The sequence below is a fragment of the Methylophaga sp. SB9B genome, assembly GCF_004832235.1.
Lineage (GTDB): Bacteria > Pseudomonadota > Gammaproteobacteria > Nitrosococcales > Methylophagaceae > Methylophaga > Methylophaga muralis.
This window is the reverse complement of record NZ_SSXS01000002.1, coordinates 1-26422: the sequence shown is the minus strand read 5'-3', so window position 1 is coordinate 26422 and position 26422 is coordinate 1. Positions and strand designations below refer to the sequence as shown.

General features: G+C 45.9%; 27 protein-coding genes. 14 read left to right on the top strand and 13 right to left on the bottom strand.

Going from position 1 to position 26422, the window contains the following annotated elements:
* Positions 1–2: 2 nt before the first annotated feature.
* The 3 genes from E8Q33_RS02190 to E8Q33_RS02180 all read left to right on the top strand — a co-directional run bounded on the left by E8Q33_RS02190 (position 3) and on the right by E8Q33_RS02180 (position 2879).
* Positions 3–1409: a PhoH family protein gene (locus tag E8Q33_RS02190; protein WP_136552529.1), complete on the top strand. Its 1407-nt coding sequence runs from the start codon at positions 3–5 to the stop codon at positions 1407–1409.
* A gap of 135 nt (positions 1410–1544) precedes the next feature.
* Positions 1545–2141, top strand: a complete 597-nt coding sequence (locus tag E8Q33_RS02185) for a PilZ domain-containing protein (RefSeq protein WP_136552527.1) — start codon at positions 1545–1547, stop codon at positions 2139–2141.
* 78 nt (positions 2142–2219) lie between these two features.
* Complete coding sequence (locus E8Q33_RS02180) at positions 2220–2879, top strand: glutathione S-transferase (RefSeq protein ID WP_136552525.1); 660 nt, start codon at positions 2220–2222, stop codon at positions 2877–2879.
* 6 nt (positions 2880–2885) lie between these two features.
* On the opposite strand, the gene bioD is transcribed toward E8Q33_RS02180, so the two are convergent.
* The 5 genes from bioD to bioB form a co-directional block, all read right to left on the bottom strand.
* Positions 2886–3542, bottom strand: coding sequence for a dethiobiotin synthase (bioD, locus tag E8Q33_RS02175; RefSeq protein WP_136552523.1), 657 nt, complete (start codon positions 3540–3542; stop codon positions 2886–2888).
* Positions 3542–4441 carry a malonyl-ACP O-methyltransferase BioC gene (gene bioC, locus E8Q33_RS02170; RefSeq protein WP_136552521.1) on the bottom strand — a complete coding sequence of 300 codons (900 nt, stop codon included), beginning with the start codon at positions 4439–4441 and terminating at the stop codon, positions 3542–3544. The genes bioD and bioC overlap by 1 nt, the downstream gene beginning before the upstream one ends.
* A complete protein-coding gene (gene bioH / locus E8Q33_RS02165) occupies positions 4434–5192 on the bottom strand; it encodes a pimeloyl-ACP methyl ester esterase BioH (RefSeq protein ID WP_136552520.1) in 759 nt (252 codons plus the stop codon). The genes bioC and bioH overlap by 8 nt, the downstream gene beginning before the upstream one ends.
* On the bottom strand, positions 5182–6354 hold the full coding sequence (bioF, locus tag E8Q33_RS02160) for an 8-amino-7-oxononanoate synthase (RefSeq protein ID WP_136552518.1): 1173 nt from the start codon (positions 6352–6354) through the stop codon (positions 5182–5184). Before bioF ends, bioH begins: the two co-directional genes overlap by 11 nt.
* A 112-nt stretch (positions 6355–6466) precedes the next feature.
* Positions 6467–7480: a biotin synthase BioB gene (gene bioB / locus E8Q33_RS02155; RefSeq protein ID WP_069295038.1), complete on the bottom strand. Its 1014-nt coding sequence runs from the start codon at positions 7478–7480 to the stop codon at positions 6467–6469.
* A gap of 33 nt (positions 7481–7513) precedes the next feature.
* Here bioB and E8Q33_RS02150 point away from each other — a divergent pair, with 33 nt between their 5' ends.
* From E8Q33_RS02150 to E8Q33_RS02130, 5 genes are all read left to right on the top strand, one after another.
* Positions 7514–8239, top strand: coding sequence for a ComF family protein (locus E8Q33_RS02150; RefSeq protein WP_136552517.1), 726 nt, complete (start codon positions 7514–7516; stop codon positions 8237–8239).
* Positions 8240–8278: 39 nt separating this feature from the next.
* Positions 8279–9352 carry a DUF484 family protein gene (locus E8Q33_RS02145; protein WP_069295039.1) on the top strand — a complete coding sequence of 358 codons (1074 nt, stop codon included), beginning with the start codon at positions 8279–8281 and terminating at the stop codon, positions 9350–9352.
* Positions 9353–9417: 65 nt separating this feature from the next.
* A complete protein-coding gene (locus E8Q33_RS02140) occupies positions 9418–10908 on the top strand; it encodes a DUF1538 domain-containing protein (protein WP_136552515.1) in 1491 nt (496 codons plus the stop codon).
* Positions 10905–11255 (top strand): transcriptional regulator, encoded by a 351-nt coding sequence (locus E8Q33_RS02135; RefSeq protein WP_069295040.1) that lies wholly within the window; start codon positions 10905–10907, stop codon positions 11253–11255. The genes E8Q33_RS02140 and E8Q33_RS02135 overlap by 4 nt, the downstream gene beginning before the upstream one ends.
* An 18-nt stretch (positions 11256–11273) precedes the next feature.
* Entirely contained in the window at positions 11274–11663 is a 390-nt protein-coding gene (locus E8Q33_RS02130) for a CBS domain-containing protein (protein ID WP_069295041.1), read from the top strand.
* Positions 11664–11672: 9 nt separating this feature from the next.
* Here E8Q33_RS02130 and E8Q33_RS02125 read toward each other — a convergent pair whose 3' ends face one another.
* From E8Q33_RS02125 to gmk, 8 genes are read right to left on the bottom strand one after another with little or no spacing between them, the layout of a single operon-like run.
* Positions 11673–12506, bottom strand: a complete 834-nt coding sequence (locus E8Q33_RS02125) for a thermonuclease family protein (RefSeq protein ID WP_136552513.1) — start codon at positions 12504–12506, stop codon at positions 11673–11675.
* Between the two features lie 3 nt (positions 12507–12509).
* Complete coding sequence (gene ubiA / locus E8Q33_RS02120) at positions 12510–13376, bottom strand: 4-hydroxybenzoate octaprenyltransferase (RefSeq protein ID WP_136552511.1); 867 nt, start codon at positions 13374–13376, stop codon at positions 12510–12512.
* Positions 13373–13927, bottom strand: a complete 555-nt coding sequence (locus tag E8Q33_RS02115) for a chorismate lyase (RefSeq protein ID WP_136552509.1) — start codon at positions 13925–13927, stop codon at positions 13373–13375. Before E8Q33_RS02115 ends, ubiA begins: the two co-directional genes overlap by 4 nt.
* Positions 13928–13940: 13 nt before the next feature.
* Positions 13941–16022, bottom strand: coding sequence for an ATP-dependent DNA helicase RecG (recG, locus tag E8Q33_RS02110; RefSeq protein WP_136552507.1), 2082 nt, complete (start codon positions 16020–16022; stop codon positions 13941–13943).
* Between the two features lie 25 nt (positions 16023–16047).
* Complete coding sequence (locus tag E8Q33_RS02105; RefSeq protein WP_136552505.1) at positions 16048–16434, bottom strand: RidA family protein; 387 nt, start codon at positions 16432–16434, stop codon at positions 16048–16050.
* Positions 16435–16477: 43 nt separating this feature from the next.
* Positions 16478–18598 carry a bifunctional (p)ppGpp synthetase/guanosine-3',5'-bis(diphosphate) 3'-pyrophosphohydrolase gene (locus tag E8Q33_RS02100; protein ID WP_069295086.1) on the bottom strand — a complete coding sequence of 707 codons (2121 nt, stop codon included), beginning with the start codon at positions 18596–18598 and terminating at the stop codon, positions 16478–16480.
* A 44-nt stretch (positions 18599–18642) separates the two neighbouring features.
* The gene (rpoZ, locus tag E8Q33_RS02095) at positions 18643–18903 is read right to left on the bottom strand and encodes a DNA-directed RNA polymerase subunit omega (RefSeq protein WP_069295047.1); all 261 of its coding nucleotides are present in this window, start codon (positions 18901–18903) and stop codon (positions 18643–18645) included.
* Positions 18904–18953: 50 nt separating this feature from the next.
* Positions 18954–19565: a guanylate kinase gene (gene gmk / locus E8Q33_RS02090; RefSeq protein WP_069295048.1), complete on the bottom strand. Its 612-nt coding sequence runs from the start codon at positions 19563–19565 to the stop codon at positions 18954–18956.
* A 241-nt stretch (positions 19566–19806) separates the two neighbouring features.
* Between gmk and E8Q33_RS02085 the strand changes: the two genes are divergently transcribed.
* The 6 genes from E8Q33_RS02085 to E8Q33_RS02060 all read left to right on the top strand — a co-directional run bounded on the left by E8Q33_RS02085 (position 19807) and on the right by E8Q33_RS02060 (position 26298).
* Entirely contained in the window at positions 19807–20847 is a 1041-nt protein-coding gene (locus tag E8Q33_RS02085) for a Fe(3+) ABC transporter substrate-binding protein (RefSeq protein WP_136552503.1), read from the top strand.
* A gap of 124 nt (positions 20848–20971) precedes the next feature.
* A complete protein-coding gene (locus tag E8Q33_RS02080; protein ID WP_136552946.1) occupies positions 20972–22564 on the top strand; it encodes an iron ABC transporter permease in 1593 nt (530 codons plus the stop codon).
* The gene (locus E8Q33_RS02075; RefSeq protein ID WP_247869876.1) at positions 22554–23624 is read left to right on the top strand and encodes an ABC transporter ATP-binding protein; all 1071 of its coding nucleotides are present in this window, start codon (positions 22554–22556) and stop codon (positions 23622–23624) included. The genes E8Q33_RS02080 and E8Q33_RS02075 overlap by 11 nt, the downstream gene beginning before the upstream one ends.
* Before the next feature lie 140 nt (positions 23625–23764).
* Positions 23765–24307 carry a VPLPA-CTERM sorting domain-containing protein gene (locus E8Q33_RS02070; RefSeq protein WP_247869875.1) on the top strand — a complete coding sequence of 181 codons (543 nt, stop codon included), beginning with the start codon at positions 23765–23767 and terminating at the stop codon, positions 24305–24307.
* Positions 24308–24551: 244 nt separating this feature from the next.
* Positions 24552–25097 carry a VPLPA-CTERM sorting domain-containing protein gene (locus E8Q33_RS02065; protein WP_136552499.1) on the top strand — a complete coding sequence of 182 codons (546 nt, stop codon included), beginning with the start codon at positions 24552–24554 and terminating at the stop codon, positions 25095–25097.
* A gap of 295 nt (positions 25098–25392) precedes the next feature.
* Positions 25393–26298 (top strand): chemotaxis protein CheB, encoded by a 906-nt coding sequence (locus tag E8Q33_RS02060; RefSeq protein WP_168800119.1) that lies wholly within the window; start codon positions 25393–25395, stop codon positions 26296–26298.
* Positions 26299–26422 lie beyond the last annotated feature (124 nt).

The window sequence follows — 26422 nt, the reverse complement described above, 5'->3', positions numbered from 1 at the left end:
TGATTAAACGACCCGACGCGACAAAACGTCTGTTTGTGCTTGATACCAATGTGCTGATGCACGACCCCACCGCTCTCTTCCGCTTTGATGAACACGATATTTTCCTGCCAATGGTGGTTCTGGAAGAACTCGATAGAGGTAAAAAAGGTTTATCCGAGGTATCCCGTAATGTGCGCCAGGTCAGTCGTTTTCTCGATGATTTGTTAGAACAAGCTGCTGATAACGATGCGATTAATTCAGGTATTCCGCTGCCAAGTGTTATCAATAGTGATGTTCCTCAAGCCAGTGGTCGTTTATTTTTCCAAACCCGGCAAATGGCCGGTGAATTACCCAAAGAATTACCCGGCCAACTGGCTGATAATGCCATTCTGGCAGTTGCTATCAATCTGCAACAAGCTCAAATTGATACCAATGTTATTCTGGTTTCCAAAGATATTAATCTGCGTATCAAAGCCACGGTTTTAGGTATCTGCGCCGAAGATTATTACAACGATAAAGTGCTGGATGATGTGGATCTGCTATATCGCGGTTCCAGTGAACTGAAAGCCGATTTCTGGGAAGACTTGAACCGCCTAGAATCATGGACCGAAGATGGTCGTACTTTCTATCAAGTAGAAGGTGAGGTGGTCAAAGACTGGTATCCGAATCAGTTGATTTATTCGCCCGGTGAAGAACGTGCGATTGAAGCTGTGGTGCGTAATAGCAATGACACCACTGCGGATATTGAATTAATTCATGATTATCGGCGTGAAAATCATTCCGTCTGGGGCATAACCGCGCGTAATCGCGAACAGAATTTCGCCTTGAACCTGTTGATGGATCCGGAAATTGATTTTGTCACATTATTGGGTCAGGCCGGTACCGGTAAAACATTGCTGACATTGGCTGCCGCACTAACCCAATGTATTGAACATAAACGTTATGGTGAAATCATCATGACTCGTGTCACGGTTCCGGTTGGTGAAGATATCGGTTTCCTGCCGGGCACCGAAGAAGAAAAAATGACGCCGTGGATGGGCGCATTAATGGATAACCTTGAGGTGCTTAACAAAACTGATGGCGGGGATTGGGGCCGGCAGGCGACCAATGACTTACTGCAGCGCTGGATCAAAATTCGCTCATTGAATTTTATGCGCGGCCGTACCTTCCTCAATCGTTTCATTATTATTGATGAAGCGCAGAACCTGACCTCGAAACAGATGAAAACACTGATTACCCGTGCAGGTCCGGGTACTAAGATTGTCTGTCTGGGTAATATCTCGCAGATCGATACACCGTATTTGAGTGAGACCACGTCGGGTTTGACTTACGTTGTCGATCATTTCAAAAACTGGCCGCATAGTGGTCATATCACCCTGATGCGTGGTGAGCGTTCACGTCTGGCTGACTTTGCTTCAGAAAACTTGTAATCTGTTTCAGCATTAAAACGAGCGTCACGCAGAGTTTTCTTTGCGTGACGCTTATGTTTTGGGCTATATAGGCATTACACCCCGACCATTTTAATGATTCAATGACAGAATCATGATCAGACAGGATGACAAAAGATGAATGACTCAACCCTTTCAGGTGCCGATCGCCGGGCCTTTTTTCGGATAAATGATCGTCTGGTCATGTCTGTTATTCCGCTCAGCACAGAAGAGGCTGAGCAAATCGGGGAGGCGATTATTGATGCAACTCCTGAAACGGGCCAGTTAACCCAACAAATGACGTCCATTCAAAAAAGCTTTAACCACTTGGTCGATCAAATTGGTCATACCGATAGAGACGTTGCCAGGGCATTGAGAATGCTGGATGAAAAAGTCAGCTTGCTGGCACAGAATGTTCAGTTATTACATACCCCACTCAACCCCGAATCAGCAACTGAGGTTAATCTCAGTGCTGGTGGTATAGCCTTGATGACAGAAAGTGCTTTTCCAGCTCGTTCTGCCATGGAGATCAGAATGCAGTTGTTGCCTGGCGGTCTGCATATCCGTGCGATTGCCAAGGTGATTGCCTGCGACCAGTTAATGCAAAGCATTCAGGGTAGAAGCTTCTATTTACGTATGGCGTTTACCCATATGAGTGAAACCGATCGTAATATTCTGGTGAAACACACGTTAAATCGTCAGGCAGAAGAGCTACGCAATAGCAAACAAATTTAACCAAAACTTCTTGCTGACTTTTATCGAACGTACAGCTTTTAACACTGTCTCTTTTATATAACAAAAGAGATCGTTTTTATGACGACCACACTGCCCATCTTATATAGTTTTCGCCGTTGCCCTTATGCAATGCGCGCTCGTCTGGCCATTGCCATTACGGGTTGTCAGGTTGAAATACGTGAAGTTGTACTGAAAGATAAACCGGCTAAATTACGGGAAATTTCACCTAAAGCCACTGTGCCGGTTCTGTTGCAAAATACCAATAGTGTGCTGGAAGAAAGTCTGGATATCATGCTGTGGGCAGCAGAATCTCATGCCATCTGGCAATCGCTGGATGATGATCAACGCAATGAGTCATTCATGTTGATCCAGGAAAATGATGTCAGTTTCAAACATGCTCTGGATTGTTATAAATACGCCGATCGGTATCCCGAACATCCACAGCAGTTTTACCGTGATCAAGGCGAACAGTTTTTAGCCACACTGGAACAACGGCTGAGCAATCGCCATGGTTTAGTGGCCGATTCACTGACCTTGGTGGACTACGCGATATTGCCATTTATCAGACAATTTGCTCTGGTCGATTGGGATTGGTTCAGTCAGGCAGATTACCCAAACCTGCATCACTGGCTAAATGAATTTCTACAGTCAGGTTTGTTCAAACGCATTATGCTGAAATACCCACCCTGGCAGGATGGTGATGCGGCCACCTATTTTCCAGCTATTGTCGTTTTATAAACATTACTACAGCTTCAGATAAAAACTGGCATCTTCATTATCTGCCAGTTTGGGTACAATCCCCAGACATGGCGCGGCAATTCGCTGTATAAGACTTTGAATGATTGCTGTGGATTGTGGGTCCTGCAAAAAGTCATTGGCCACCCAGCCTTCCAATTTCAAGCCAGAAGCTGCAATGGCCTGCACCGTCAGCAAAGCATGATTAATACAGCCTAGTTTGATCGCAACCGCTAACACCACCGGTATTTGTAATGCTTTAGCCAGATCGGCAATGGTTTGCTGATCATTCAGCGGCACCAACCAACCACCAGCCCCTTCTACTACAATGGCATCCGCCTGTAATTTCATAGCAGCGAAGTTCGTTTCAATGACATCCAGAGAAATGCTTTGACCGATTTGCTCTGCTGCAAGATGTGGCGCAATCGCCGGTTCAAAGGCGTAAGGATTGATCTGTGAATAGGGTAATTTGACATCAGCCTGTTGGCTTAAGGCTAGGGCATCCTCATTTTGCAACTTACCATCCTGCCATTCACAACCACTGGCTACCGGTTTCATTGCTGCGACTCTTAGGCCCTTCTGTTGTAAGACCTTTATAAGTCCAACACTGATACGGGTTTTACCGACTTCAGTATCGGTACCGGTAACAAATACATGCGTGGTCATCAGAGCTTGCTTCTCAACTTTTCGAGGCTGACTGGCACACATCCCTCTTCGGTCATTTGCAAAGAATTTTCACCGGCCCAGGCATGGCCATAAATCACTTCATAAGTGGCCGGAAGTTGGCCATTGACCCGGAATTGTTCACTGGCGGCTTTGACTTTGTTTAAGGTATTTTTGCCGGTCAAACCACGGCGCCGTCCCTGATTGACATTGCGCGCCCCCAACTGCTGCAAATCGCGCATCATGCCGATAATATCGTTATACAAAAGACAATGCCGATCACTGTCCAGTACTGGATCACTGAGTCCAGCAGCAAACATGGCTTCTGCCACATCATGCATATCCAGAAACACATTAATATGCGGGTAGCTGTCTACTGCTGCCCAACTTTGACGCAGTTCTTGCAGAGTGTCAGGGCCAAGCGTGCTGAACATTAACAAACCACCGGGACGCAACACACGTTGTATCTCGGCAAACGCAGCAGTCAAATCACACCACTGCAAGGCTAGATTGGCATAGACCAAATCAACACTGTTATCAGCTAACGGTAACTGTTCGGCATCACCTGCAATAAAAATAGGGGTCTGTTGACCAGGTAACCAGCGCCGCAACCCAAGATCTTGACGATAACGCTGTCTCGCCTGTTTAAGCATAGCCGATGCAATATCTAATGCTACTTGCTGGGCCGCCGGATAACGCTGTTGCAGCAAATGCAGATTACGTCCGGTACCGGTACCCAAATCCAGAATCTGCTGTGGAGTGATTTTGACCAGATCCAGACGCTCCAGCATTTCATCGGCAGTATCTCGCTGCAATATCGCCACATCATCATAACTGTTGGCAGCATTACCAAAGGCCCGCGCCACCCGGCTTTTTTCCGGTCGCAGAGTTTGCTCAGTCATGCAAAAACCCACTGATTTTATCGGCACACAACTGTGGTCGGGAGATAAACGGTGCGTGCCCTGCTCCGGCAATACGATCAATTGAAATAGTACTGTTTAGACTCGATAAATTTTCCGCCAGCGTTATCGGTACCAACTGATCGCGCTCACCGAAAATACATTTCACCGGTAACGTTAATTGTGCCAACTGTGTACGTAAATCCAGTGTTTCCAGCAAATCCAATCCGGCCTGTAGTGCTTCTGGGTGGGCGACATTATCGGCGGTTTGCTCTGCCAGCAGCTGAATTGTGTCACGGCTACCTTCCGCGCCACGCGCTTGTAACATAACAAAACGTTTCAGGGTTTCCCGTTGATTATGATCGAGCTGACCGGCAAATACTGCAAACACTGTTGCATCCATTGCACAATGCCAATCATCTGAGGTAACAAATTTCGGATTGGCCGCCAGCAGAATAAGTTTGCTAACACGTTGTGGATAGCGTGAAGCAAATGCCAGACTCAACTGCCCGCCCAACGACCATCCCAACCAATGTGCAGTTTGCGGAAGGTTTTCTGCAAGCTTCGTTAACAGTTGGTCTATTTGCAACGCTTCAGCCTGCCAATCTGACTGACCATGGCCCGGTAAGTCCACCAAATGTAAAGTGAACTTGTCTGCCAATAATTCGATAAGCGGCTGCCATACGCCACTGTGCATACTCCAGCCATGCACCATTACCAGATCCGGCCCCTGGCCAACCCGTTTAATGAACATAACTAAGCTCCAGTGCATCGAGTAATTTATTAATATGCTCGGCTTCGTGTGCAGCAGACAGGGTAATACGCAATCTGGCGGTATTTTTCGGTACTGTCGGCGGACGGATAATGCCCACTAAAATGCCTTGTTGTTCCAGATCCTGTCCCAATTTAAGGGCTTTTTTGTCATCGCCGATAAGCAGCGGTTGAATCGCCGTTTGTGAGGGCATTAACGGTAAACCTAATTGAGTCGCACCATCCCGCAGTTGTTTGATAAGTTGCTGTAATTTATCGCGCCGCCAGCTTTCTTGTTTAATCAATTTCAGACTCGCCAATGTCGCTGCGGCGATGGCTGGAGGCTGGGCAGTGGTATAGATAAAACTACGAGCCTGTTGCACCAGAGTTTCAATCACCACCTCCTCAGCAGCAACAAAAGCCCCTGCCGTACCAAAGGCTTTGCCAAAGGTGCCGACTAACATCGGCTTTTGCTGGGTTAAGCCAAAATGCTCAATAACGCCGCCGCCATTTTGACCAAGTACCCCAAGACCGTGTGCATCATCAATCAACACCCCTGCTTTGTGCTGTTCGGCCAAGTCCATGATTTCAGGTAATGGCGCAATATCCCCGTCCATACTGAACACACCATCACTGACAATCAGTTTGTTTCGGGAGTTGGCGGCAGTGTGCAAACGTTGATGTAATAAAGCCATATCGGCATGTGGATAACGTAATTGCTGAGCCTCGCTAAGGCGACCACCATCCAGTAATGATGCATGATTCAATTTGTCCTGTACCAGCACATCCGTTTTACCAAGCAATCCATCAATCACACCGATATTGGCCATATAGCCGGTGGAAAACAACAGAACGCGCTGCTGTCCGGTAAATTCTGCGAGAGCCTCTTCAAGTTGATGATGATAACGACTGTGTCCGGTCAGCAAATGCGCTGCACCGCTGCCAACACCTTCGCGGTCCAGTGCGTCGGTAAAGGCTTTTTTTAAAGTGGGATGTGCTGCCAGGCCTAGATAATCATTACTGCTGAACGACAATAATTTACGGCCATCCAACACGACCTCAACACCCTGTTCACCATCACGCAACCGCGAGCGACGATACAAGCCAGCAGCTTGTCGTTCTTTTAACGCTTGTTGAAGTTGTGATTGCCAGGGAAGTTGTGACACGAAAGCGCCTCGATAAATCAGCTACGTGAAGCAATTGAAAAGGCGATCGCCTTTAAGTGAAATGCTCTGTGCGGCAAGACCACACAGAGCATCCAGTTAGTTATGCAAAGGTTTATGCAGCTGAACAGTGTTTATCTTCCTGTTGCTGCTGACCCACTTGTAACGGTGTGATCCCCAGACGTTTGAATAAACGTTGATCATGATCGGTATCCGGATTGTCTGTAGTTAGCAGTTTTTCACCATAGAAAATCGAGTTGGCACCGGCCAGGAAGCTCATCGCCTGTAATTCATCAGTCATGTTTTCACGACCGGCAGAAAGTCTGACAAAAGACTGCGGCATCATGATGCGCGCTACCGCGATGGTGCGAACAAACTCAAACGGATCCAGATTATTGATGCCATCCAGTGGTGTGCCTTCGACTTGAACCAATAGATTAATTGGTACGCTCTCAGGATGACTTGGCAAATTGGCCAGACTGATTAACAGACCAGCCCGATCTTTCCGGCTTTCGCCCATGCCGACAATACCGCCACTACAGACATGAATGCCCGCTTCACGAACATGACTTAAGGTATCCAGACGATCCTGATAAGTACGGGTGGAAATGATTTCACCATAGAATTCCGGTGAGGTATCAAGGTTATGATTGTAATAATCAAGACCAGCTTCTTTCAGACGTTTTGCTTGATGGTTTTCCAGCATGCCCAGCGTGACGCAGGTTTCCAGCCCCATATCCTTAACGCCTTCAATCATCGCCACGACACGATCCACATCGCGATCTTTCAGGTTACGCCAGGCAGCCCCCATACAGAAACGGCTGGCACCGGTGGATTTAGCCTGTGCAGCGGATTCAAGCACTTTATCCAGAGGCATTAACGGTTCGGCTTTTACCGCTGATTCGTGATGCGCGCTTTGTGGACAGTAACCACAATCTTCGGCACAACCGCCAGTTTTGATACTCAGCAAGGTACTGATTTGTACAGCATTGGCATCAAAATTCTGCCGGTGAATGGTTTGAGCTTTGTACATCAGATCCGCAAATGGCAAATCAAACAAGGCTTCAATTTCCGCCTGCTGCCAGTCATGGCGAAGCGGTGCGGTCTTTTCTGCTATATTTTCAGTCATGGGCTTCTTCATCAGATTTAATGGATTAATAACATGATGGTCAGAAACTTTAGTGCCTTAGTGACGCATCGTTTGGCGGAATTATACAGCAAACTGTTGCCGATTCCCTGCTTCCTCTGTGGTGACTTTAGTCCACACGATGCCCTGTGCAAAGCCTGTGTCGAGGACCTGCCATGGCTGGACCATTGTTGTCAGCGTTGTGCCTTGCCACTTAACGAAAGCAGAATCTGCGGCCAATGTCTGCAACATCCGCCACCACAGCAATCCAGTTTGGCGTTATTTCGTTATGAAACGCCCATCAACCATTGCATCGCTGCATTTAAATTTCACCAGCAACTGGTTTTTGCTCAACTGTTTGCCAAACTGCTGGCAGCAAAAGTAAACCAGCGCCAGCAGCCGTTACCGGAAATATTGATTCCCATACCGCTACATTCCAGTCGATTACGCCAACGTGGTTATAATCAATCAGCCCAGTTGGCCGATGCTTTATCCACGGAGTTAACCATTCCTGTCGATAAAACCAGTTTTATTCGTCGGCGCAATACGACTCCGCAAACTGGGATGAGCGGCAAACAACGCAAACGTAATGTAAAACAGGCATTTGCAGTCGCTAAGCCGCTACCATACAAACACGTGGCTTTAGTCGATGATGTCTATACCACCGGGCATACCGCAGCCGAAGCCAGTCGTTGTTTGCAACAAAATGGTGTTAAGACTGTAGAGGTATGGACAATTGCCCGCGCAATACGCCATTATTAGGCTCCATACCATTTACTTCACATTGCTCAAGGCTGTTGCATGCCTCAACAAGACGTGACGACGCTTCAAGATCGATTGAATGATCTGATTCGTATTGCCAAAAGCAATGAGCGAAAGCAGCTCAATTTTCAGCAATATGAATTAAGTCTGCTTAATAGCAGCGGCTTGGAGCCGTTGCTCAAACTGATCCTGGAAGAACATAAACATCGTTTTCAACTGACGGCTGTTACATTAATGTTGCACGATCCGGAGTATGAATTTCAACGCTTACTGGAATCATTTCCTGAAACCCAACAATGGCAAGACCATTTGCTGTTTACCGAATCGGTTCAACGCCTCGAACAGTTTTTTAGTTTACGACGAACACCACGCCTAGTAACGTTCTCCCAGCATCAACACCAGCAACTCTTTCCCTCATACAACGAACTAGGCTCAATCGCGTTGTTACCATTGATCCGACAAAATCAACTGATTGGCAGTCTGAATCTCGGCAGTCGTAATCCCAATAGATTTCAATCTAATATCGGCACACAATTCCTTGAACATCTTGCTGCCGTGGTATCAGCCTGTATTGAAAATGCCCGTCTGCATGAAGAGGTCAAACTGGTCGGTTTACGTGATCCTTTGACTGGCGTAAATAATCGTCGATTTTTTGATCAACGGATCAACGAAGAATTCAGTCGAGCGAATCGCAATAGAACCCCCTTATCCTGTTTATTTGTTGATCTGGATTATTTCAAACGCATTAATGACAGCCATGGCCATCAAACCGGCGATCAGGTGCTGAAACATGTAGCCCAACTGCTCAATGATAGTCTCCGACAAGGTGATGTGTTGGCGCGCTATGGCGGTGAGGAATTTGTCGTATTGTTGGCGGATGCCAGTCGCACGGTTGCAGCAGATATTGCAGAACGAATGCGGAAAACCGTCGCCGAAACAGATTTCACTGCGACAAAGGGTAAAATCATTCGAGTCACTTTGTCTGTTGGCGTTTCAACATTAGAACCCGGCAGCAATATGACTATTAAACGTTTATTGCAATCTGCCGATCAGGCAGTCTATGGAGCAAAACTGTCAGGTCGCAATCAGGTGAAGGTCAGTGCCGAAGCGTGAAAACAGCTTGTGACGCCAGATATCAGGCTCTACAATCAAACTCAAACAACGATTAAGAGGATGTGGTGAATCAACTAAAAGCTTTTTCAGATGCATTTATGCATGCATTGAAAAATCTGCTGCCCATCGTCGTTGTAGTGGTTATTTTTCAAGCCTTTGTATTGCAAAGTATTCCTGATGACACCTTGTCTATCAGCATTGGTTTATTCATCGTCGCCATTGGTGTTGCCTTATTCCTGCGTGGTCTTGAATTAAGCATCTTCCCAGTCGGCAAAAGCCTTTCCAATCAATTTACCAAACGTGGCTCTCTCTGGATTTTGCTGTCTTTTGGTTTTGCTCTGGGTTTTTCTGCAGTAGTTGCTGAACCGGCATTAATTGCAGTCGCCGAACAGGCTCAAGAAATCAGTGATGGGCGAATCGATGCATTGATCCTGCGCTTACTAGTGGCCATATCCGTAGGCTTTGTGGTGGCGCTTGGGGTATTTCGCATTCTCTTTGGCTATCCACTGCATTGGTTCATGATCATCGGCTATTTAACTGTCGTGACCATCACCTTCTTTACCCCGGCTGAAATTGTAGGTTTGGCTTATGATTCTGGCGGTGTCACCACCAATATCGTCACGGTGCCATTAATAGCCGCATTAGGCATTGGCTTGGCCACATCAATTCGTGGCCGTAATCCACTTATCGATGGCTTTGGCATTGTGGCGATGGCAGTGATGGTGCCAATGATAACGGTGCAGCTATATGGGATTGTGGTATTTAGCGGAACTGAAACCGCTCCTACAGCAGATCTAAGTATTGATACGGCTCAGCAAGAAGCAATCTCCGGCCCAATGACTATGCTGATGGATTTGCTCGGCATGGTGGGCGATGTATTACCCATTATTATCACTATTCTATTTTTTCAATATCTGGTGTTAAAACGCCCATTAACGAACCCTCGCAAAGTGGTTTTAGGCTTTGCTATGGTGTTATTCGGTTTATATGCCTTTGTGGTCGGTCTGAAGATGGGCTTGTTCCCCATCGGCAGCAGCATGGCTGAACAACTGATAAAAAATCAGCATATTATCTATGTCTATCTATTTGCTTTTGCCATTGGATTTGCCACGACCATGGCGGAACCCGCCTTGATTGCTATCGGTCAACAGGCTGAGGAAGCCGCTTCCGGCAGGATAAATGGTAACGTCATCCGGATTTTAGTGGCTTTAGGAGTCGCCATCGGTATCACTATCGGAGTACACCGCATAATCTCCGGTGATTCGATACACCACTATATTATCGGCGGGTATTTAATCGTTATTGTGCTGACCTTACTCGCCCCCAAATATATTGTGCCACTGGCATATGATTTAGGTGGTGTGACAACTTCAGAAGTTACCGTGCCCTTGGTGACGGCACTAGGCATCGGCCTTGCCACGCATATTGAAGGCCGTAATATTCTGATGGATGGCTTTGGCTTGATCGCCTTTGCCTCTATCTTTCCAATCATAACGGTCATGCTCTATGCTATCGCGATGCAGATCATGACCGCATTGCAAAAGGTAAACACATGAAATTTTCTGTTCTTGTCGCTATTGTTCCAGAAGAAAGTGAACAAGCTGCCATTGATGCAGCAAGAGATTTGGGAGCCGGTGGTATTACCCTGATGAATGCCCGCGGTATCAGCAATAACGCAAAAAAAACCTTTTTTGGCCTCAGTTATGACGGCAGTCAGAGCGTTTTATTGATGGTGCTGGAAAAAGGTCTCTCGTTACAAATACTCAAGGCTATACAAGCCATTCTGATGCCGGATGAGTCCGACTCAAAAGGTCTGGTATTTACTTTACCACTTGAACATTTGGCCGGTATCGATACATCACAAGTTGAAAAATTCCAACAACATTTACGAGAAACTCTCTAGATATCAAGGATTACCCTAATGCGATTAGTTAAAGACGTTATGATCTCGGATGTGATTACGATTTCACCATTTGCCAAAATTCGTGAAGCATTAAATTTGATGAAACGGCACAAAATTAAATCACTGGTCGTAGACAAGCAAAATCAGCACGATGCCTATGGTTTGATTACCTATTCAGATATTCTGAAAACCGTCATCGCTGAAGAAGGTGATATTGATTTACTCAATGTCTATGACATTTGCGCCAAACCGGTTATTGCCGTCGGGGCCGACCTGTCGATTAAACATGTGGCGACATTGATGGCTGCCCATCGAGTAAAGCGGCTGTTAGTGCTTAATAATAATGATTTGATTGGTATGGTGACCATGAATGACATCATGGAACAACTGCTAAGCGAAATCGAGTAAAGAGAGAAGCTATTCCAAAATGACGATAGCGCTTGGATGCTGCACAAATAAACTGTAATGGTCACCCCGTTTTGACATCCAACCTCGTACTTCCAATGGATTATTCAAATACGTATCTAATGGTGGAAACAAAGCCTGTTGTTTTTTGGCAATGCGCAGGCTGACTTTGTCATTGACCTTTAATACCCAATAATCCCGGGTTTGAGACTGTGATTTGGCCGTTAATCGCCAGCGCTGCCAGCCTCGATAATCATTTTCGTTAATCGTTGACACCTTGCGAGGCTGGTAATGTTTATCCGCCCATATGCCTTTTTTCTGCTCAAGTGCTTGTTGTTGGGCAGCCATCAATTGCTCAGCATACTGTAGATTAGGTGACTGAATAGTTAAAGCAGCCAATCCCTGTTGTAATAGTTGTTCGTTGATAAACTCCCCATCAACTGTCCATGCATAGGCTAATCGTCGGTCATAACGGTCGCGTTTTTCGGCATCGTATTGCAGGTAAAGCTGTCCTAGTTTTAACTTATTTCTTAACCAGTCCCGTGCGGCTATACCACCGGGTTCTGCTTCGCGGTGTCTTGAGCTGATTTCTGGTGTATTGATACTGAGTAACCTGACCCGTTCATTATTTTCCAAAACAAAAGTATCACCGTCATAAACCCGTTTTACATTGAATAAATAACGATTGGAACTGGGTTGAAGCTCGATAGCCTCAGCAGCCGGATCAGCCGGTTGATCAGAAAATATCTTTCGTCCGCTGTCATCGGTCCACTGATAAATCTCGTTGGCACTGACCGAAACAGATAAGCAAAACAGCAGAAAAACCGAATAGCAAAATTTCACCATCAATTAAACCAGGCTGTAATGCAGAACAATACTGAAAAACACCACCGCGCCTACCCAGTTATTATTCAGAAAGGCTTGTAAACAGGCATTTCGCTCACGATCTTTGCTAAGGCGTAATTGATAAATAAACAGCATCGCCACTATCAATAAACCCAGATAAAACACCATGCTCAGCTGCAATTGCAGACCTATCAGGATCATGATCAGCAAAAAAACCAGTTGTAATAAGGCTTGAATTAACAAGTCATTTTTGCCAAATAAAATCGCGGTTGATTTCACCCCAGCTTGCAGATCATCTTCACGATCGGCCATTGCGTAAAAAGTGTCGTACATGGTGGTCCACACAATATTGGCCACAAACAACCACCAGACAATACTTGGCAATGTATTGGTCTGAGCGGCAAATGCCATCGGGATTGCCCAACCAAACGCCATGCCCAATACCAGCTGTGGCAGATAGGTAAAACGTTTCATAAAGGGATAAATCGCAGCCAGCAGAACCGCTATCAATGACAGTGCAATGGTGAAGGAATTAAGCTGCAAAACCAGGATAAACGCTATTAAGGCCAGAGTCACAAATGTGAGCACTGCCTGTTTGGCAGTTAATGCACCTGTTGCTAAAGGCCGGTTTTCAGTTCGCCACACCTGACCATCAATATGCCGATCGGCATAATCATTGATGGCACAACCTGCGGCTCGCATCAGCACTACTCCAGCGATAAAAATCAGCAGAATCTTTATGTCTGGTAATCCACCAGCCGCTATCCATAATGCGGTTAAGGTCGGCCACAGCAACAGTAAAATACCGATAGGCCGATTCATTCGGGTCAGTTGCCAGTAAGGCTGCAGGCGATTCCATAAGCTTGTCATATCGACCAATCCTGATTTGGTAAGAACATTTCGCAGACCAGTAAACTGTTCTCAGCAAAATAAAAACAGGATCGCCTTGCCCACATAATCGCTTTGTCATCCAGTTCAATACCGTGGTGTTTTGCCAATTCAAACAAGCTGTGTCCTGCACGCAGACTGGTCACTTCAAGGGGGCCGCGTTTGATTGCCGGATCAGTAAACAGAATTTCACCCAATGAACGGTTACCCAGATGATGAATATGCAAATGCGCCTGTAATGCCTGATAGCTGACACGCGGCACAATGGTGCGGGCAAATACCCGGGCTTCATCCCCGTCGCGCAAAATCACCTCACGACAATAGGCATGTTCATGTAAGGGCTGCTCAAGTTTTAAAGCCTCCTCAGTCAATGGTTTCTGCCAACCGGACTGCTGCAGATCCACACTGAACTGCTGTTGACTGGTCTGTTGCAATCGCAAAGTCAACGAACCTTTATCGGTGAGCCAGCCAGCCAATTCGTTTGGCAGCTTCGCAGTCGCAGCAGGATGCCAGTGTGCTTGGCTTTTCATCATAAAAAATTGGAACTCATACTTGTCCGAAGTTCAGTTTGGTGCCGAACCAGCGGTTAATTAATGGTGCTACGTTTTCCGGATGCTGAGTGATTAAGGTTTCAGCTGCTTTAGTTACGGCTGGCAATAAATCCTGATCGGTCAGTAAATCAGCTACCCTGAATTGCGGTAAACCAGTTTGCCGTGTGCCCAATACTTCCCCCGGGCCACGAATTTCCAGATCGCGTTGGGCAATCACAAAACCATCATTACTTTCACGTAAACAAGCCAACCGGGCCAGACCATTTTCCGACAGCGGCGGATGGTACATCAACACGCAATGACTCTGTACGGTGCCACGCCCTACCCGGCCGCGTAACTGATGCAATTGTGCCAGCCCCAGACGCTCGGCATTTTCAATCACCATTAAACTGGCATTGGGCACATCCACGCCGACTTCAATCACCGTGGTGGCCACCAACAAATCAATCTCACCCTGTTTAAACGCCTGCATTACTTGTTCTTTTTCAGCCGATTTCATTCGGCCATGCACCAGTGCAATCCGTAAGTCAGGCAACGCCTGCTGCAATTGTTCAGCGGTATCTTCTGCAGCCTGACATTGTAAATGCTCAGACTCTTCAATCAAGGTGCAGACCCAGTACACCTGACGTTTTTGCTGACAGGCGACATGAATGCGTTCGATAACTTCAGGCCGCCGATTGTCTGCTACCACCACCGTGGTCACCGGTTGCCTGCCAGGAGGCAATTCATCAATGACGGACACATTCAAGTCGGCATACGCTGTCATCGCCAGTGTGCGTGGAATTGGTGTGGCGGTCATCACCAATTGATGTGGCAGGATATCAACAGCTTTGCCTTTATCGCGGAGCGCCATACGCTGATGCACACCAAACCGATGCTGTTCATCAATAATCACCAGGCCCAATCGATTAAAGGTGACTTCATCCTGAAATAATGCGTGAGTGCCCACGGCAATATTGATTTCACCTTCTGCCAGTGCGGCAATCACCTGTCGACGCTGCGCTGCTGTTTGTTTGCCGGCACACCAACCAACCTGAATTCCCAGCGGCTCAAGCCAGTTACGAAAGGTCTGATAATGCTGTTCAGCTAATAATTCTGTGGGTGCCATCATTACCGCCTGATAGCCGCTGGAAACGGCCATTAACGCTGATAAAGCAGCTACTACTGTTTTGCCTGATCCGACATCGCCCTGCACCAGCCGCTGCATCGGAATAGTTTGTTGCAGATCTGCACGGATCTCTTTGATAACACGTTGTTGCGCGCCGGTTAATGGAAATGGCAGTTGTTGTAAAAACTTTTCGCTGAACATATCCGCATGAAACTTTGGTGCTTGATGTTGCTGAGCGCGATAGCGGATTTGCCGCATGCTGAGTTGTTGAGCCAGTAATTCTTCAAACGCCAGCCGTTTCTGTGCCGGATGTTCACGAGCGATTAACTGACTAACGTCACAATCAGGCGGTGGTAAGTGCACATATTTCAAGGCTTGCGTCAGATCAAAATGGGCAACTCGCGGATCCAGCAAAGCTTCCGGCAAATAAGACGGCATGGTTTGCTGATCGAGCAGTTTTAACGCCTGATTTAGCAATTTACGCCAGGAAAGTTGGTGCAAACCTTCGGTAGTCGGATACACCGGTGTCAGGGCTTCTTCGACAGAAAATGGCGCATCACCGTGAATAAGTTGATATTCGGGATGCACCATTTCCAATGCAGATGGGCCACTACGCACTTCGCCAAAACAACGAATTCGCTGACCTTTTGCTAATTGCTGTTGCTGGCTTTTGGAAAAATGAAAAAAGCGTAATACCAATGCCCCGGTGCCATCACTGATATGACACAGCAAAGATCGGCGGCGGCCGAACTTCACCTGACTCAGTTGAATAACACCTTCAATCAGTATTTCCTGTTGCGGCCGCAAACTGCCGATAGGCATTAATCGGGTTCGGTCCTGATAGCGTAAGGGTAGATGAAACAACAGATCTTGGATCTGGCGTATCCCAAGTTTATCAAGCTTCTCAGCGAGTTTTGTGCCGACACCTTTCAGCGAGGTGACCGGATCGGCAATGGCCAGTTCAGTCACCAATCACCGCCTTTAACGATCGAAGTTATGCGCCAAGATGCAAAATAGCATCCATTTCAACCGGTACATCTTTGGGTAACGATGCCACACCAATCGCCGCACGAGCAGGATAAGGCTGTTGAAAATACTCGGCCATGATTTCGTTCACTGTGCCGAAATAAGCCAGATCAGTCAGATAGATATTGAGTTTGACGACATCTTGTAAACTGCCACCAGCAGCCGTAGCAACAGCCGATAAATTATCAAACACCTGGCGGACCTGGGTGGCAAAGTCACCTTCAACCACTGTCATGGTTTCTGGTACTAATGGAATTTGACCAGATAAGTAAACTGCATCGCCCACTTTGACTGCTTGTGAATAAGTACCAATTGCTGCAGGCGCATTGCTGGTGTGGATAATTTCTCGGGACATAAAAACTCCGGCTTGGTCGCCTTAAGACGACAGATTAAACAAATCAGTTATTAATACGGTTAATACGTTCGACCATTTCCAGTTGGCGTAAACGACGGATAATGCGTGCCAGATGCTGGCGATTAGTGACTTCAATGGTCAGCCGCAGATGGGTAAAACCACCATCACGCTCGTCCACCATTACATTGTCGATATTCGACTCGGCTTCTGAAATCACCGAAGCGATCGTTGCTAGTGCACCACGTTGATTTTTCAGTTGCACCATTAAATCCACCGGAAAATCACGTTTGATTTCTTTGGCCCAGGCAACATCCAGCCATTTTTCATTTTGCTCACGTAAATGCGTAGTATTTTTACAGCTGCGTTGATGAATGATGATGCCGCGGCCCGCACTGACAAAACCGTGAATCGGATCGCCGGGGATCGGATGACAGCAACGGGCAAAATTCACCACCATGCCTTCGGTACCGGCAATCAGCAGTGCTTGCGGCTCTTTATTCGGGGTCTCTTCCTGTAACAGCTTTTGAGCAACCAACAGGGCAGAAATATTTCCCAGTCCCAAATCGGTTAATAATTCGTCAAAGTTTTCCAGCTCATACTCTTTCAGCAACGCGGTTATGCGTTTGGTTGGAATATTTTCCAGAGCCGTTGAAAATGCCGTCAGGTGTTTATTTAACAGCCGCTGTCCAAGCTGAATCGCCTCTTCACCTTGCAGGTGTTTGAGGTAATTTCGGATATTGGTGCGAGCTTTAGGCGTCACCACAAAGTTCAGCCAGGCTGGATTCGGGTGTGAGGTTGGTGAAGTAATGATTTCGACTGATTGACCGGTTTCCAGTTGTGAACTCAAAGGGACCAAATGACGGCCCACCCGAGCTGCGACACAACTATTGCCGACATCAGAGTGTACTGCATAAGCAAAATCCACCGCTGTTGAGCCACGCGGCAAGGTTAAAATTTCACCTCTTGGCGTAGACACATAAATCTCATCGGGGAATAAATCAATTCGCAGATTTTCCAAAAATTCCATCGAATCGCCAGAACCTTTCTGCATTTCCAGAATGCCTTGCAACCATTGTCTGGCTTTGCGATGCGCCAAGGTGTTCCCGGCGGCTTCGCCAGTTTTATATAACCAGTGAGCAGCGACCCCTGCTTCTGCCAGTTGATCCATATCACGCGAACGAATTTGAACTTCTATCGGCACTCCATAAGGCCCGAATAAAACCGTATGCAATGATTGATAACCATTGGCTTTGGGGATCGCAATATAGTCTTTGAATTTGCCCTGTACCGGCTTGTAAAGGTTATGTACTACGCCGAGCATTCGATAACAGGCATCCACATCATCAACGATAATACGGAATGCATAGACATCCATGACTTCTGAAAACGACAGCTGCTTGCTGACCATTTTCTTGTAAATGCTGTAGAGATTTTTTTCACGCCCTTGAATATCAGCGCTCAAACCTTCCTGTTCCATACGATTAAGAATGGAAGCGGTGATCTGACTGACGATTTCCTTGCGATTGCCTCGGGCTTTACGTATTGCATCGCCCAATACACGGTAACGAATCGGATACAGAACATGGAAGCCAAGATCTTCCAGTTCACAACGCATCAGATTCATCCCCAATCGTTGGGCAATCGGGGCGTATATTTCCAGAGTTTCATTGGCGATGCGGCGACGTTTTTCAGGACGCAAATGTCCCAAAGTACGCATATTGTGCAGTCGGTCAGCCAGCTTGACGATAATGACACGAATATCACGCGACATGGCCAGCAACATTTTTCGCAGATTTTCTGCTTGAGCGTGTTGGCGTGTTTCAAAAGCGGCTTGGGCCAGCTTAGTAACACCTTCAACTAATTCCGCGACTGGTTCACCGAATTCAGCAATCACATCACGTTTAGACATTTCTGTGTCTTCAATAACGTCATGCAACAGGCCGGCCATAATGCACTCATAATCCATGTGCATCATCGCCAGTACATGCGCTACCGCTAAGGGGTGGGTGATGTAACGTTCACCACTGCGTCGAGTCTGTCCTTCATGGCATTGTTCTGCAAAATGATAGGCGCGACGGATTGACTCGACCTGATTGGTTTCTAAGTAATTTGAGGTCGCAAAACACAGATCATCTATCGTGAGTTTGGGCTCTGACTCCTGAATGAAGTCAAGCTCAGACGCAACAGAAGGTTTTGCGCTCACAATAATTAAATTTCGTTTAGCAGCTCTTCGTCATTAACGATGCTTTCTGCAGCATGTTGACGAGCTGAGGTTTTAGTCAGAATCGTACGATCAACCAGACCGGCGGCAATTTCACGTAAAGCGATAACGGTAGGTTTGTCGTTATCGACCGGTACCATTGCATCATCACCCATGGCGATTTGGCGGGCGCGTTTCGCTGCAACCAGCACCAATTGAAAACGGTTATCTACATTTTCGAGGCAATCTTCAACTGTAGTACGTGCCATGATAATTTGTCCTGTGGTTAAAACATGTAATTTTACGAGAGATGCGAGGCTTAAGCCAGCAAATCAGCCAACAAGGTACTGTAATTTGACTGCTGAACAGCCAGTTTGTGCCGACTGGCCATCACGATCGCAGTCAGGCTGGCAAGTGCATGATCAAAATCATCGTTCACAATCAAATAATCAAATTCGACGTAATGTGACATTTCACTCTCGGCATCGCGCATTCTGCGCGAAATAGTTGCTTCATCATCCTGTCCACGTCCTCTTAGACGTTGTTCAAGCGCCTGCTTGGAAGGGGGAAGAATAAAAATACTGCTACTGTCAGGAAAATTTTTCCGCACTTGCTGGGCGCCCTGCCAGTCAATTTCCAGAATCACATCATTTCCGGCATGCAACTGGTGATGCACTGCTGCTGCGGAAGTACCATAGCTGTGATCAAATACAGTTGCTGATTCCAGAAAATCACCTGCTTCACGCATCTTGCTGAACATTTCTTCGCTGACAAAAAAGTAATCTTCCGTGTCTACTTCACCCGCTCGGGCAGGTCGTGTGGTATGTGAAACGGATAAGCGTACATGCGGATCCTGTTTGACCAAAGCACGAACCAGACTGGTTTTCCCCGCCCCTGAGGGCGCCGCTACGATAAATAAACTTCCAGACATTTTGATACCCTGCAGATTGCGCGGTTTCAGTTTTGAAACCTAAATTCAGTAAGCCAAAACAATACTGGTTTACGCTTTTTTGTGCCAGTTTTTTGCTTGGCTAAAAGCTGATTGTCTGTGGTTTTTCTATTGCTAATTCCCACTCCAACATAACCGTCAAACAAATAAAAAATGTATTTGCTATTCCAAACAAAAATAAATCTCATTATCATTGCACTAATTATCAACCATGGAGTGTTCTATGCGTAAAGCAGGTATCTTTCTTAGTGTATGGCTGGGTTTAACTGTATTGCTGGTATCTGGGTGTAGTGACGATGCTCAACAAGAGATTCAAGAGGTTAATCTGTACTCTGCACGTATCGAATCTTTAATCAAACCCTTATTGGATGAATTTACTGAAGAAACTGGTATTAAGGTCAATCTGGTTACCGGTAATGCAGATGAATTATTGCAACGCCTACAAAACGAAGGTCGCAATACACCTGCCGATATTTTGTTGACTACCGACGCAGGTCGTTTGCACCGTGCGATGGAAGTGGATTTGGTTCAGCCTGTTCAATCCGATATTTTGATGCAGCGCATTCCAGCTTCATATCGTCATCCTGATGGCTATTGGTTTGGCTTATCACTGCGCGCTCGTCCAATAATGTACGTCAAAGATCGCGTTGATCCTGCTGAACTTTCGACTTATGAAGCCTTAGTGGAACCGCGTTGGAACAACAGGATCTGTGTTCGTTCATCCAGCAATGTTTATAACCAGTCAATGGTCGCATCAATGATTGTGGCCAATGGTGAAGCGGCAACAGAAGAATGGGCAAAAGGATTGGTTGCAAACTTCGCACGCTCCCCTCAGGGTGGTGATCGTGATCAAATAAGCGCTGCCGCCGCTGGCCAGTGCGATATCGTGATAGCCAACACGTATTATCTGGCGGGTATGCTGACCAGCAATGATGCTAATGAAAGAGAAGCTGCAGAAAAGATCGGTGTTTTCTGGCCTAATCAGGCTGATCGCGGTGTTCATATCAATGTATCCGGAGCTGCTGTTATTAAAGACGCTAAAAATCAACAAAACGCCATTAAATTGATTGAATTCCTCAGCAGTGACTCTTCGCAAAAATGGTATGCAGAAACCAATGGCGAATATCCAGTGCGAGCCGATATCGAAAAAGGCGAGCTATTGGAACAATGGGGTGATTTTCTGGCCGACCCGTTGGACATGGATAAATTAGGTGAATTTAATGCAGATGCGTTGCGTTTAATGGATCGTGCAGGTTGGCAATAAAGGTTTCTATGCGTAAAGTTGGCAGTTTTGTCAGATTAACTGCCAACTTTACCTTTCCATGTCATTAATAAACCAGTTTCGTCCTTATCCACTATTCATCCTTGTGTTGGCGATTGTATTGTCAATGCCGGTTGTGGTGGTTTTGGCACATGTTTTTGTGCCCAGCGGCGATATTTGGCAACACCTGAGCAGTACCGTTCTTCCGGACTATATCCGTAATTCATTGTTGCTGATGTTAGGTGTTGCAATCGGTACGCTGCTAATCGGGGTCACCACCGCCTGGCTGACTACAATGTGTCAGTTTCCCGGCCGCAGTGTCTTTGAATGGGCGTTGTTACTGCCCATGGCCATGCCAGCCTACATCATTGCTTACACGTATACCGGAATGCTGGATATTTCCGGGCCGGTGCAAATGGCGTTGCGAGATTGGTTTGGTTGGCAATATGGGGATTACTGGTTTCCTCAAATCCGTTCATTGAATGGAGCGGTAGTGATGTTAACGCTGGTGCTCTATCCCTATGTATATCTACTAAGCCGTGCAGCATTTCTAAGTCAATCCATCTGTGTGTTAGATGTCAGCCGCACCCTGGGCAATGGGCCATGGAAAACATTCTGGCGTGTTGCTCTGCCACTAGCCCGCCCAGCAATTATCGCGGGTTTATCATTAGCTTTAATGGAAACATTGGCCGATTACGGCACAGTACAATTCTTTGGTGTCAGCACCTTTACTACTGGTATTTTTCGCACCTGGTTTGGCATGGGCAGTGCCGCTGCAGCCGCTCAACTGGCCGCTGGATTAATGGTATTTGTATTTGCTTTGATTATTCTTGAACGTTATTCACGTCGTAAAGCCAGATACCACCACACCAGTCGCCGTCATCAGGATCTGCGTCGCTTTCAGTTAACTGGTGGCCGTGCTGCTCTGGCATTCTTGTTTTGTTTGGTCATTCTCAGCTTGGGATTTCTATTACCAGCATTGCAATTGCTTAGCTGGACCGTCCATGTTGCTGATACCGTCATTGATGCTCAATTTTTGCGATTACTGATGAACAGCCTTTCACTGGCGGCATTTGCTGCGGTACTGGCTTTAATCCTGGCGATTGTTATGGCTTATGCCCAGCGTTTATATCCTGGCAAATTAGTCAGTGGTGCCGTGCGGGTTGCAGGTATGGGTTATGCCGTACCGGGCGCGGTGATCGCAGTTGGCGTAATGATTCCTTTTGCCTGGTTTGATAACACCGTGGATGATTTGGCTCGAAGCCATTTTGATTATTCCACCGGATTGCTTCTTAGCGGAACGTTAGTCGCCGTTACTTTTGCTTATCTCACAAGATTCCTTGCAGTCTCATTACAAACCGTTGACAGTGGTTTGACACGGATCACCCATTCGATGGACGAAGCTGGACGCTCTTTTGGTTTCCGGCCATTGCAGATCCTCAGACAGATCCACATACCGATGTTAAGCGCCTCATTAATGACGGCGTTGCTTTTGGTATTTGTTGATGTCTTGAAAGAATTACCTGCCACGCTTATTTTGCGACCGTTCAATTTTAATACGCTGGCAGTCAAAGCGTATGAACTGGCATCCGATGAACGATTGGCCGAAGCAGCTCCGGCGGCGTTAGCCATTGTCATTGCAGGGATTATTCCGGTTATCCTATTAAGCAAAACCATTACCCGCTCACGCAAGCTAAAATTGGCTATTGATGAAAACTGATACCTCCATGCAAATTCCACAATTACAAGTCGACAATATCAGCATTGGCTATGCTGACAGAACGGTTGTAGAAGGTATTTCATTTCAATTAAAGCCCGGCGAAATCGCCTGTTTACTGGGTCCCTCCGGCTGCGGTAAAACCTCGGTTTTACGAGCCATTGCCGGATTTGAACCATTAATGCAGGGCAGCATTACTTTGCATGGTAAGACGGTCAGTTCATCAGCGATGTTTTTGCCACCTGAAAAACGTCATATCGGCATGGTGTTTCAGGATTTTGCATTATTTCCACATTTAACTGTTGTAAAGAATATTGGTTTTGGACTGCAAAAACTGCCTCGTAAACAACGACAGCAACGGGTTGAAGAATTGCTCGAATTGGTTGAGTTAACCGATGCCAAAAACCAATATCCCCATCAACTCTCCGGTGGACAGCAGCAACGTGTTGCCTTGGCAAGAGCCATGGCTCCGCGTCCGGATATTCTGTTACTGGATGAACCTTTCTCCAGTATGGACACAGAACTTCGTGAACAACTTGCCAGAGAAGTACGAGATTTGCTGCGCCGGGATGGGGTAACAGCCATTATGGTGACCCATGATCAACACGAAGCCTTTGCCATGGCCGATCAGATTGGCGTGTTGGGTCAAGGAAAACTTTTGCAATGGGGAAATGGCTACGATTTATATCATCGTCCAAGCAGTCGTTTCGTGGCTGACTTTATCGGCCAAGGTGTATTGATACCTGGGGAAATCATTGCTGATAATAAAATTCATACTGAACTAGGTATTGTCAGTGGCAAGATAACTTCAGCAGCAACTTCCGGACAGCAAGTGAATTTACTGTTACGACCAGACGATATTATTCATGATGATAATAGCCCGTTAAAAGCTGAAATAGTTGGCAGGGCTTTCCGCGGCGCCGTCTATCTCTATACATTAAGGTTGCAAAGCGGTCAGCAGATCCTCTGTCTGGTGCAAAGTCATCATCAACACGATATCGGCGAATTTCTGGGCATAAGGCTTGAAGCCGACCATCTAGCCGTGTTTTCAGACCTGACGTGATTAAGACGTAGGAATTTATCCCATAAAAAATCGGGAAGTAGTACCAAGGTACAATATCTAACGCAACTCCTTATCTTTAAATTATGCGCTGTAGTTCACATAAATCCCTGCCCCCGGAGGCGCAAACCTGTATGAGAAAAATGTCTTTAATCAAAACTTTGTTGTTGGCAATAAGTGTTTCATTAAGCTTTAGCGTTAGTGCGGCATCGTTATCTTTGACCGGCACAACCAAATACAATGCAAATGGTTTTAAAGGCACCATTTCTGAAGTACTGAATATTAATGATTTTCTACCAGGTGCGTCTCAAGGTTTTTATGTTCCTAAACCTAACCCAGCAGCTATGAGTGCAGCACATGTGCAAACAGCTTTAACGGCAGCAGGCTCAAGTTTTCTGGTAACAGACTTTTTCAAAATTAATGATCCTGCTACCAATACATTAAATACCTCATCATTAGGTTTTTCCTTCTCTGGATTCTTGATGAAATACGGTACAACAACATTAATTGGTCTGTTTAGCACTCCGATTTCTAGTCTGGATTTCCTAACTCATGATGGCAAAGACGTTTCACATATCGCCTACTTCAATACGTCTGTTTCAGAAGTACCGTTACCTGCGGCATTATGGTTATTTGCTCCAGCATTGATGGGTTTTTTGGGTTTTAGACGTCGTCTAGCCAAATAAAAAAACCAATTTACAAAGTTTATAAAGCCGTGCACTGCACGGCTTTTTTTTTGCATATAGGTTTTTAACCCACGACTTCAAGACCAACCCGATTCAATCTGCAAGCTTACGCCACCAACAATTAGGAATTTTTCACATATAAAGTCGGGAATTAGTACCAAAGTACAATAGGAAATCTATTTTTAGCGGTCTAAATTGTGAGACGTAGCTCACAATAACTCTAATAACCGCTGGGGGGCACTATATGAATAACTACATTAAATCGCTTTTAGTGGCAGGCTTGGCAACCCTTTCTTTTGCAGTCAACGCAGCAACATTATCATTAGCAGGTACTGTCTCTTATGACGCGAACGGTTTTACAGGAGACATTTCTCAGGTTATAAATATCAATGATTTTCTTCCGGTTGCGTCAGAAGGTTTTCATCTTGTAAAACCTAATCCAACAGCGGTTAGTGCTGCTCATTTACAAACTGCATTGTCAGCAGCTGGCTCAAGCTTTGTGGTAACGGACTTTTTTAAAATCGAAGATCCTATTTCAAACACATTGGATACCTCTTCTTTAGGCTTGGCATTTTCCGGATTCTTAATGAAGTACGGAACAACCACATTAATTGGCCTATTCGATACACCAATATCTAGCTTGGATTTCCTAACACATGATGGAAAAGATGTTTCACATATTGCCTATTTCAATACATCAGTATCGGAAGTGCCAATACCTGCAGCGTTATGGTTGTTTGCTCCAGCAATAATGGGATTGTTAGGAATGAGACGTCGTTTAACTAAATAAGCCCATTTTCCACCTTACCAAAAGCCGTGTTCATCACGGCTTTTATTTATCTGTAACAATCAAAATCATCCTTGATACCAATTTTTAAATACCTCAAAACTTTCAGTTAATTCTTTATCTGATTGAATTCTTACTATTAATTTAAGTTAAAGCCCGCCTGTTTAACTCAATGGTAATGTTGTCAAAAATTCAACATCTACAACTCTTCAATGCCTAATCCCCTCACCCTGCTATCTCAAAATTAGCAATGGCGAACTACGGATGTGTTCAGGCATAGATCTAAATGGAGAAATCCATGCTTAAACAAAATAGCCGAAAGCCTCTATATGTAGGTTTGGCGGCATCAGCGGGTGGACTGGAAGCATTAACTATCCTGCTAAAAAACACTGAGAAACATGACAGCCTGTGTATTGTTATCGCTCAACATCTCTCGCCAGATCATGAAAGTTTATTGGTCAATTTATTAGCTCGTGAAAGTAACTTCCCGATTTTGACCGCAAAAAATGGCATGTCATTATTGTCCGGAACAGCCGTTGTAATCCCTCCCGGTTATAACGGTACCGTGAGCGACGATAAGATCTATCTGCAATCTACTCATAAACATGGTGTGCCTAAACCTTCGGCAAATGATCTGTTTGTTTCGATGGCTGAAACTTATCAAGAACGTGCTGTAGGCGTGGTTTTATCAGGCACAGGCAGTGATGGTGCTCGTGGTTGTCGGGAGATTAAGGCTCGGGATGGTTTTGTGTTTGCACAGCTACTTAACGAAGCAAAATACGAAGGTATGCCAAAAGCTGCCATAGATACCGGCTGTGTGGATCGCGTATTAAGTGCGTCACAAATTGCATATGAGTTAATTCGGTTGGCAAATTATGAAGAAATCAGTAACCCGCCCAAAAAAGCCGGTAATGAATTAGATTCGCTTGATAACATTTTAGGATTATTGGCCAAACAAACAGGAGTCAGTTTCTTTAATTACAAAGACAATACCTTGCGCCGGCGGATTAACCGTCGACTGTTAGCGACTGATACTGTTAGTTGGATTGAGTACGAGCAATATGTTCAAGAGCATCCTTATGAGTTAGATAATCTTTATCAGGATCTATTGATCTCAGTTACGGCTTTTTTCCGTGATGAATCGGCCTTTAATGAATTAGAAAAGCTGCTTCGCAGAATCATCGCTGGTAAAAGCAAAGGTTGACCTTTCCCCCAAATTTAGTGCCATGACATTGATGAGATTTCCAATAAAATATGGGAGTTGGAGATCTCAAAATGAAAAAACGTTACAGCGAAGAACAAATCATCAAAGCCATCAAACGGCATGA